Annotated in this window: 4 protein-coding genes; all 4 read left to right on the forward strand. The window is 44.5% G+C overall.

Annotated elements, in window-relative coordinates; all coding sequences use genetic code 11:
- The coding region (locus LUQ50_RS11090; RefSeq protein WP_300039899.1) for a hypothetical protein at positions 1-193 on the forward strand (193 nt) is incomplete at its 5' end.
- A gap of 144 nt (positions 194-337) precedes the next feature.
- Positions 338-1,156: an NAD(P)H-dependent oxidoreductase gene (locus tag LUQ50_RS11095; protein WP_300039900.1), complete on the forward strand. Its 819-nt coding sequence runs from the start codon at positions 338-340 to the stop codon at positions 1,154-1,156.
- Positions 1,157-1,305: 149 nt separating this feature from the next.
- Positions 1,306-2,526 carry an S-layer protein gene (locus LUQ50_RS11100; RefSeq protein WP_300039901.1) on the forward strand — a complete coding sequence of 407 codons (1,221 nt, stop codon included), beginning with the start codon at positions 1,306-1,308 and terminating at the stop codon, positions 2,524-2,526.
- Positions 2,527-2,529: 3 nt separating this feature from the next.
- On the forward strand, positions 2,530-3,514 hold a 985-nt coding region (locus LUQ50_RS11105), incomplete at its 3' end, for an FtsX-like permease family protein (protein ID WP_300039902.1).

Genomic DNA, 3,514 nt, shown 5'->3' on the forward strand with positions numbered 1-3,514 from the left:
CAGGGACAAATCTACTGCCGAAGCGGTAACTCTGAGCAGAAGTTTCATCTCAACAATAAGAAAAAATGGAAACAGGGTTATTGAAGCTATTACCTCCGCCTTTGAGAACAATCCATGGATTCCAGCGGAGGATAAAATGAGAACATATGGGCAAGATACGATGTCAATGTCAACCTGTTCTCAGCATGCCTGAATAGTTACATAAATTCATCAATATTACAAGAGACAATGATAGAGAATGAGGCTGAAATTTAGGCTTTCCTTGATTACCGGTGCATAGTCTCAAGAATGATAACTGAGTACATATATCCTGCAATAACCTTCTTCGGGGACATATATGACCAGTTCACCTCCTCATACTATTACTGATGAAAAGAACACCTGGCTGTGCACGGTTTGTGGATTTCAGATACGTGGGATAAAACCTCCAAAGGGATGTCCTAACTGCCATAGTCCATCAGGGGAATTTATCCCAGAACATAAGGAGATCTTCTCATATAACGACGAGCCATTTGACGTGCTACTCATCAACGGAAGTTCTCACCGGGCCGGAAACACCGGGCTGATGACAGATATTGCTGAAGAGATACTTCACGAAAAAAGCGTCTCCTACAAACGGTTCAACCTGAATGAATTTTCTATCGACCATTGTTGGTGTTGTTATGCAGTACGAGCACAGTCCTGCGATTTCCCCTGTCGGAACAGATCAGATGATATGCATACCTTTCACCAGATGCTTCATAAAGCAAAGGCCGTCATCATTGCTTCACCTATCAACTGGAACAGCATGTCAGCCAGACTCAAAATATTTTTGGACCGGACCACCTGTATGCAGAATCTCTACCATCTGAATAAAACCGGCCTTACCGATGGAAAAATAGTCGGGATTTTAGTGAACGGTCATGAAGACGGAGGAATTAAGACTGCCATGGATATTTTTTTGAACTTCCAGCAGATGGGCTTTATTCTCGCTCCATTTGGGATCTCATACCGTACCCATGGTGCTGAATATTCGAGCAATGAAGACCGGAATTTTTTCAAAACCGATCAGTTACTACGCGAACATACCCGTGGGGTTGTTTCAAACGTTGTTGAACTGATGAAGTTGGATCTTGAACATACATTAAAAGGAAGAATAATCCCGGTCTCTGAATGAGACTCTGCTCATCGTATTCAGGTACAAGTTGTCGAATTGAGGTATGAATGATTCGATATGTGTTGATACCCGACAGAAAGAGACGAAAAAGAACGGGAAAAAATATACCTAATTAACAGAATACTACAAACCAGGTCATATTGAGCATTATGAATATAAGGTTCTTTACCATTCTGGTAGTATCGTTATTCCTTCTGATACCTGCCCTCGCTGCTGACAATCCGACTGTCATGGTAACCGGGTATCATATCAGCCCGGATGTTGTTCTTCCGTCAGACCCCGTATCAATCACAATCACCCTTGCCAATACCGCAGAGCAGGCGTCCCGGACCGCATCCACGACCACAGGTGCCGGTGCAGGTGGTTCATTATCAGAATCTCTCACAACGCCGGTAAACGCGTATATCGAATCTGCAACCCTGAAAGCAAAGGATTTCCAGGTCCTGAACGGAGGGTATGAAGATATCGGAGAGATAGGACCAGGCCAGTCTGTCAATCTTACCTTTTTCCTTACCGCACCTGGATCCAGCGGCCTGTACTTCCCTGAAGCATGGATTAGGATCCGGGATTCAGGGAGTGTAAAATACCCGATTCCGGTGAATGTGAACTCTCCATATGCCATCTCAAAGAAACCCTCATTTAAAATAACCAGAGAAGTGCCGGATCAGATCATCCCAGGATCATCATTTAATCTCACCGTTGATCTGGTAAATGAAGGAAGATCTAAAGCACACGACATCTCTGTTCAGATTGAAACACCCGAACATTCGATATCCTCACTCACTCCAGAGCAATATTATATCAGGGAATTAGCACCGGACGAAGCATATCACCTCAACCTCTCATTTGCCACCGACAAAGATATTCCAGTTGGAATTATCCAGTTCCCGCTTGCGATCACCTATCTGACCACAGATAATACCAAATCCGAACAGACATCACAGATCGGGATCAAGATCCAGGGGAAAGGAGAGGTTGGAATATCCAAATACCAGCTCTCACCTGAGCAGATCCAAGTAGGGGACACAATCTCACTCATCGTACGAGTGGAGAATACCGGAACCGATGATGCGAAATCGGTGAGAACATCATTAGATATTCCATTCGAAGGAATAAAAGAGGCGTTTGTGGGAACAATCGAGCCACATAATGATGCTCCTGCCGTATTCACGCTTCGGGCGACCCACTCCGGAGAGATTGCCTATCATCTGAATGTAACCTATACAGACGATTATGGAAAACATACCATATCTGAGCCCCTGTCACTTTCAGTTCGGGAAAAAGACGGGGCAGCAATTATTGTTCTCATATTGGTGATCGTGATCGGGGCAGGGGCTGCTCTTCTCTATAAGAGGCGAATCTCGTCCTGAACTATGACCCGGCAGAAACTCTCGATCGCTTTTTTTCTTGCACTTCGTTCAATACAGAACGGAAACCGGTTCACCCTGTTTCTGACTATCGCTATCATGGCATTGGTTTTTGTGAACCTTGTCTTTCTCCCCTCGATCATATCAGGGGTAATTGTAAATTATAACGCTCAATCTATTGATTATTCGTTTGGAAATCTGGTAATCGAACCAAAGGAAGAAGAGATATACATCAGCAACGTCTCATCACTCACCCACAAGATCGATCAGATACCTCAGATACTTGGAACATCCCCCAGAATTCAGACCGGGGCAACATACAACTATCGGGGTAAAACCCTCTCCGGCGTCCTCGTTGCTCTTGTACCATCCTATGATGAACGGGTCACCAAGACGTACACCAAAATAAAAGATGGAGAATTCTTATCGGATGGAGATGCTGATTCGATCGTCCTTGGCCTGACGCTTGCTGGTAACCAGGATAAAAGGAAAGACAAGTCAGAATCACTTGGCGGACCACAGGTCGGCGATCAGGTACTGGTCACCTTTCAAAATGGTGTCACCAGAAATCTCAAAGTAAAAGGCATCCTCTCATCGGGAGTCTACTCGATTGATCAGTACGGATTTGTTACCCTGAAAGAGATGGAAGAGGTTCTGGGAATTTCTAATAAGGCAACATTAGTACTGGTAAAAACTGTACAGACAGGGAATGAACAGAAAGACAGACTCAATCTTATGGAATACGGAGTCAGGGAACAGATAAAAACCTATGATGAGAAAGCGAGCAGTGCGGTGAAGGATGCAGTGACTGCTTTTGGAATCATCAACGGGATATCAACCGGAGTGAGTCTTGTGATTGCCATGGTGGTGACATTCATCGTGGTCTATATCAATACGATCAACAAGAGAAGGCAGATTGGCATCCTGAAGGCAATAGGCATCCACAAAACCACGATTGTATTCTCGTACCTGTTTCAGGTCCTCTTTATGG

Source organism: Methanospirillum sp., assembly GCF_028679455.1.
Classification (GTDB): domain Archaea; phylum Halobacteriota; class Methanomicrobia; order Methanomicrobiales; family Methanospirillaceae; genus Methanospirillum.